Source organism: Rhodoferax sp., assembly GCF_037143375.1.
Taxonomy (GTDB): Bacteria; Pseudomonadota; Gammaproteobacteria; order Burkholderiales; family Burkholderiaceae_C; genus Rhodoferax.
This window is the reverse complement of sequence record NZ_JBAWYV010000164.1, coordinates 1-6,153: the sequence shown is the minus strand read 5'-3', so window position 1 is coordinate 6,153 and position 6,153 is coordinate 1. Positions and strand designations below refer to the sequence as shown.

The following is a 6,153-nucleotide window of genomic DNA, read 5'->3' as shown; positions in this document are numbered from 1 at the left end:
GTTCGCCGCCCATGACCGAGATGCGGGCATTCGGCCACATCCACAAAAAGCGCGGACTGAAAGCCCGGCCGCACATGCCGTAGTTGCCGGCGCCAAAACTGCCGCCAATGATGATGGTGAATTTGGGCACCGCAGCGGTCGCCACCGCGGTGACCATCTTGGCGCCGTTGCGGGCAATGCCTTCGTTTTCGTACTTGCGCCCAACCATGAAGCCGGTGATGTTCTGCAAAAACACCAGCGGAATCTTGCGCTGGCAGCACAGCTCGATAAAGTGCGCGCCCTTGAGCGCCGACTCGCTGAACAAAATACCGTTGTTGGCAATGATGCCCACCGGCATGCCTTCAATGTGCGCAAACCCGGTCACCAGCGTGGTGCCAAAGCGGGGCTTGAACTCATGAAAATCACTGCCATCGACGATGCGGGCAATGATCTCGCGCACATCGAAAGGCTTGCGGGTGTCGGTCGGAATCACACCATACAACTCTTCTGCTACAAACTTAGGAGCTACTACCGCAAGCAGCGCGGGGGCTAGAGGCTTCTTTTGATTCAAATGCGCAACCGCTTGCCGGGCCAGCGCCAGTGCGTGCAAATCGTTCATGGCCAAGTGATCGGCGACACCCGAGAGGCGCGTGTGCACATCACCGCCGCCCAGGTCTTCAGCCGTCACGACCTCGCCGGTAGCCGCCTTCACCAGCGGAGGTCCGCCCAAAAAGATGGTGCCCTGGTTCTTGACGATGATGGCCTCGTCGCTCATGGCGGGCACATAAGCGCCGCCGGCCGTGCAACTGCCCATCACCACCGCAATTTGCGCGATGCCCTCGGCGCTCATGCTGGCCTGGTTGAAGAAGATGCGACCGAAGTGGTCGCGGTCGGGGAACACTTCGTCCTGGTTCGGCAAGTTGGCACCGCCCGAGTCCACCAGATAAATGCACGGCAGGCGGTTTTGCTGCGCCACTTCTTGCGCCCGCAAATGCTTTTTGACGGTCATCGGGTAATAGGTGCCGCCTTTGACCGTGGCGTCGTTGCACACGATCATGCAGTCCACGCCACTGACCCGGCCAATGCCAGCGATCAGCCCGGCGCTCGGCGCGCTGTCAGACCCATCGCGGTCCGGGTACAGCCCCATCGCCGCGAGTGGCGACAACTCCAGAAACGGCGTGCCGGGGTCAAGCAGCATTTGCACGCGGTCCCGTGGCAGCAACTTTCCGCGCCCGGTGTGCTTGGCGCGGGCAGCGTCTCCGCCCCCTTGGGCGACCTTGGCGATCTGGGCGTTCAGGTCGGTGACCAGGCCGCGCATGGCAGCCGCGTTGGCCTGGAAATCCGCAGAGCGGGCGTTGAGTTTGGTTTCAAGAATAGGCATAGGTCTTCTTTCAGGCGGTTTTGTCTTCGTGCAGTCCCAGCTGCAATTTCATTTCTTCACGGATTTTGAATTTCTGGATCTTGCCGGTCACGGTCATCGGGAACGCTGACACGAAACGGATGTGGCGCGGCACCTTGTAGTGCGCAATCTGGCCCTTGCAAAAGGCGCGCACCTCGTCTTCGGTCAGGCTCTGGCCCGGCTTCAGCACGATCCAGGCGCACAGTTCTTCGCCAAATTTGGTATCAGGAATCCCCACCACCTGCACGTCCTGAATCTGGGGGATGCGGTACAGGAATTCCTCGATCTCGCGCGGATAAATGTTTTCACCGCCACGAATCACCATGTCCTTGATGCGCCCGACGATGTTCACGTAGCCCTGCGCGTCCATCGTCGCCAGGTCGCCGGTGTGCATCCAGCCCTCGGCGTCAATCGCCTCGGCGGTGCGGTTGGGCTCTTCCCAGTAGCTGTGCATGACCGAGTAGCCGCGCGTGCACAACTCGCCCGCCACCCCCGGCGCCACAATGGCCCCGGTTTCAGGGTCAATCATTTTGACCTGCAAATGCGGCTGCACCAGGCCGACCGAGGCGACCCGTTTTTCCAGCGGCGTGGTGGTCGTGCTCTGGCAGCTCACCGGGCTGGTTTCGGTCATGCCGTAGGCGATGGTGACCTCGCTCATGTGCATCTCGCTCACCACGCGCTTCATGACCTCGATCGGGCACGGCGAGCCGGCCATGATGCCGGTGCGCAGGCTGGAGAGATCAAACTCCTTGAAGCGCGGATGGTCCAATTCGGCAATGAACATGGTCGGCACGCCATGCAGCCCGGTGCATTTCTCATCCTGCACGGTTTGCAGCACGCTTAAAGGCTCAAAACCATCGTTCGGATAGACGATGGTGGCGCCATGCGTGAGGCAGGCCAGGTTGCCCAGCACCATGCCAAAGCAGTGGTACAGCGGCACCGGAATGCACAAGCGGTCAGCGGGCGTGAGCTTCATGGCTTCGCCAATAAAGAAACCGTTGTTCAAAATATTGCGGTGTGTCAGCGTGGCGCCTTTGGGGAAGCCGGTGGTACCGCTGGTGAACTGGATGTTGATCGGGTCGGTATGGTGCAGCAGTTTGGCCGTTGACGCCACACGCGGGTCAGCGGCATCGCCGCTTGCCAGCAGGGTAGAAAAACGCAGCAGGCCAGCCTCCTCCGCTACTTGGCCCGGCTCATCGAGCCACACCACGGTGCGCAAATAGGGCAGGCGTACCGATTGCAAGTCACCCAGCCAGGCGCTATTCAACTCAGGCGCCAACTCGCGCAGCATGCCCACATAGTCGCTGGTCTTGAAACGCGCCATCGTCACCAACACCTTGCACGCCACTTTGTTCAGGGCGTATTCCAGTTCGGCCACTCGGTAAGCAGGATTGATATTCACCAGAATCAGGCCGACCTTGGCCGTGGCGAGTTGCATCAACAACCACTGCGCGTTGTTGTGGGACCAGATACCGACACGTTCGCCCGGCTTCAAGCCCAGCCCCAGCAAGGCGCTGGCGAGTTGGTTGCTGGCGGTTTGCAGTTCGCGGTAGGTGTAGCGCAGGTGCTGGTGGGCGCTGACCAGCGCTTCATGCTCAGGTTGGCGCGTGACCATGGCATCAAAGTACGCCCCCAGCGTCTGCTCGATCAGGGGTTGATCGGTGGCCCCACGGGACAAACTGGCGGTCAGAACGGTGTCGGTCACGGGGCTCAACGGGCTGGGGGTCATGTGGTTTGTCCAGAAATGGTCACGGGTTCAGGATGAAATCTAATGAGGGAGCATAGGCGTGTACGCCGCTGAGCGACGGTCACTGAGGTTGCATATTCTGCCAAGCTGGGGCACAGTAGGGGCTGTGTTTACCCTTAGCTCATCTCCCTCAAACCAAGCCAGCGGCAAGTCGGCCAGTGCGGCTGTTACGCCTATCGCTTTTGTCCACGCCATTTTGATGGCTTACCAGCGTTACGGGCGCAACCCGGACGAGGCGCTGCGACAGGCACAGATTGCGCCAGAACTTCTTGACCAGCCGCAGTCCCGCATTACCGCTCTGCAATTTGAAGCGATCTCGGGTGCGGCCATGCGCGAACTGGACGACGAAGCGCTGGGCTGGTTCAGCCGCCGCCTGCCCTGGGGCAGCTACGGCATGCTGGCGCGCGCTTCTATCAGCGCGCCCAACTTGGGCGTGGCCTTGCAGCGCTGGTGTCGGCACCACGGGCTGATTGCTGATGACATCACGCTACGCCTCAGCGTGACAGGGGAGCTGGCGACGGTGACGCTCACTGAGCAACGCGATTTGGGCGCCTTGCGCGAGTTTTGTCTGGTCTCGGTGCTGCGCAACCTGCTGGGCGTGGCGTGCTGGCTGATTGACTCGCGCATTCCGCTGCACAACGCCCAGTTTCCCTACGCTGCCCCGGCGCATGCGGCGGTCTATGGCGTGCTATTTTCTGGCCCCACCACGTTTGAGGCGATGTCCGCCCATATTTGCTTTGATGCCCGTTACCTGGCCCTGCCTTTGCGCCGCGACGAAGCCGCCTTGCAGCACATGCTGCAACACGCCCTGCCCCTGACCGTGCTGCAGTACCGGCGCGACCGACTGCTGGTGCAACGCGTGCGACAGGCGCTCACTGCCCATCCGTCACAAACCCACAACGCCGACGACCTGGCCGCACTCCTGAATATGTCGCCACGCACGCTGCACCGCCAACTTAAGGACGAAGGCGCCTCGCTGCAGGCGCTGAAAGACGAGGTGCGCAAGAGTCGGGCGCTGGAATTGCTGCTACGCACCGACCGGCCAATTAAGCAAGTGGCGCAAGCGGCAGGCTTCATGAACGAGAAAAGCTTCATTCGCGCGTTCCGCAATTGGACCGGCGAGTCGCCCGCCGAGTTCAGGCGATTGGGAACGCCACTTTCGTGATTTCGGGGTTTTAGGGCCTAACACAAACTTTGTCAGCGTCACTCCCCAAATTTTGTGGATAACTTTGTGTACCAGCCCCCGGACAACCCCTGCAAACCCATTGCCGACGCGGCTTGCAGCACGGTGCCTGCCAAACAGGCAGTGTCAGCAAATATCGATTTCAGGCTGAAAATAAACTGACTCCACAACTTCTGTGGATAACTGTGTGGAACAACACAAGGAAAACCCGCCGGAGCCTTAGCTGGCGTGGCCTGCAACGCATTGCCTATTTAATAGGCAGTCTTGACAAGTCTTGTTTTCAAGCTAAAAAGAGAACAATCCTTACACCACAAACAGAAAAAAATATCCTTTGAAATCAAATTTTCAACCTAAAAAAAATAAAAATTGCCACGGCAAGCTTGGTTGTGCACAGGCCAATGAAGTGACTGAGCTCCATCCACAAATTATGTGGATAACTTTGTTCACCGCTACCAGAACAAGCTGCCCAAAGCCTTATTTGGCGCGGCCTGCAGCCCGATGCCTGTCAAACAGGCAGCCGTTTGCAACTCTGGTGCAGACAGTTGCAAAAGACGCTTGCCAAGCTCAGACCAAAGCCAGCAATTGGGGCAACTCGGCCATATCTGCGAACAAGTGATTGGCACCGGCCTGCAGCAGCGCGGTGCCCTGCTCGGGTTCTGGGCAATACGCCCACACCGTGGCGCCGGAGGCCACGCCAGCCGTCACGCCAATGGCCGAATCCTCAATCACCAGACAGCGCTGCGGAGCCGCGTTCAGATGCCGGGCGGCAGCCAGATAGACATCGGGCGCCGGTTTGGAGCGCGGCAACTCGTGGCCGCTGAAAATATTGCCAGCAAAGAAGTCCATCAATCCGACCTTGGTCAACTGCATTTCTACCTTGAATCGGTCCGCCCCCGAGGCGCAGGTAATGCGCTGCCCGGTGTGGTCAAACGCCGCCCGCACCGCCGCGTGCGCCCCGGCAATGATCTCCAGCCGGGTGTCGAGTTCCAGATTGCGGCGCTCGTAAAAGCGCTGCATCCAGGCCTCGGTCAAAGGCTGGCCGGTGCGCCGCTCGATGGTGGCGCGCTCGTCGCGCACCGCTTTGCCCACAAAGAAACGCATGCATTCGGCCGCGCTCAGGGTCCAGCCACTTTCCTCCAGCATGTCGCGCAGCACGCCGTTGGTGATGGGCTCGCTGTCCACCAGCACGCCATCACAGTCAAACAAAATTGCTTCAAATTTCATAGCTACTCACGCAGACAAGACGGGGGCTAGAGGTCAATTAGGCTTAAACTTTGGGTTGTCGGCGGGCTTTTTGCTGGGCCAGCGTTTCGGTCGGCGCGCCCGCTTTGACCCAGGCGGCGTAACCGCCCTCGATGTGCGCCACATTGGTCATGCCCATGTCTTGCAACGTTTTAGCCGCCAGCGCGCTGCGCCAGCCAGCACCGCAGTAAAGGATGAACTCTTTGGATTCATCGGCAAACAAAGCCTTGTGGTACGGCGAGCCGGGGTCCACCCAAAACTCCAGCATGCCGCGCGGCGCCGGATAAGCACCGACCACCGTGCCGTCGCGCTCCAGCTCGCGCGGGTCGCGAATATCCACAATTTGCACCGAGGCATCGTTCATGCGGGGCAGCACTTGCTCAACGGTGTAGGTGGTGATTTGAGCCGTGGCTTCGGCCACGAGTTGCTGACAGTTTTTGGTGATGGGCATTTTGGTCGCTTTGCTGAATGTTGGAAGCTTCAAGTCTATCCAGATGCCGTCATGTACCGATTTAATCTACAACAAACCAAAGTCTTTCGGCGCCACCCCCGCAAACACCTGCCCGCTTTGCGCCGGGCTCAGCCCATAGAGCCGGGCAAAGA

General features: G+C 59.9%; 5 protein-coding genes. 1 reads left to right on the top strand and 4 read right to left on the bottom strand.

All coding sequences use genetic code 11. From position 1 onward, the window contains the following. A partial coding sequence (locus WCG50_RS16470) for a carboxyl transferase domain-containing protein (RefSeq protein ID WP_336900683.1) occupies positions 1-1,360 on the bottom strand: 1,360 nt, incomplete at its 3' end. A gap of 10 nt (positions 1,361-1,370) precedes the next feature. Then, a complete protein-coding gene (locus tag WCG50_RS16465; RefSeq protein ID WP_336900682.1) occupies positions 1,371-3,107 on the bottom strand; it encodes an AMP-binding protein in 1,737 nt (578 codons plus the stop codon). A gap of 124 nt (positions 3,108-3,231) precedes the next feature. Here WCG50_RS16465 and WCG50_RS16460 point away from each other — a divergent pair, with 124 nt between their 5' ends. Then, a complete protein-coding gene (locus WCG50_RS16460; protein ID WP_336900681.1) occupies positions 3,232-4,290 on the top strand; it encodes an AraC family transcriptional regulator in 1,059 nt (352 codons plus the stop codon). A gap of 582 nt (positions 4,291-4,872) precedes the next feature. Here WCG50_RS16460 and WCG50_RS16455 read toward each other — a convergent pair. Then, complete coding sequence (locus WCG50_RS16455) at positions 4,873-5,532, bottom strand: HAD family phosphatase (protein ID WP_336900680.1); 660 nt, start codon at positions 5,530-5,532, stop codon at positions 4,873-4,875. Between the two features lie 43 nt (positions 5,533-5,575). Continuing rightward, the gene (locus WCG50_RS16450; protein ID WP_336900679.1) at positions 5,576-6,001 is read right to left on the bottom strand and encodes a rhodanese-like domain-containing protein; all 426 of its coding nucleotides are present in this window, start codon (positions 5,999-6,001) and stop codon (positions 5,576-5,578) included. Between the last annotated feature and the right edge of the window lie 152 nt (positions 6,002-6,153).

What these genes read in the sequence shown, in the direction of transcription:
- WCG50_RS16465 (WP_336900682.1), bottom strand. Translation starts at nt 3,107, where the DNA reads ATGACCCCCAGCCCGTTGAGCCCCGTGACCGACACCGTTCTGACCGCC.
- WCG50_RS16455 (WP_336900680.1), bottom strand. Translation starts at nt 5,532, where the DNA reads ATGAAATTTGAAGCAATTTTGTTTGACTGTGATGGCGTGCTGGTGGAC.
- WCG50_RS16450 (WP_336900679.1), bottom strand. Translation starts at nt 6,001, where the DNA reads ATGCCCATCACCAAAAACTGTCAGCAACTCGTGGCCGAAGCCACGGCT.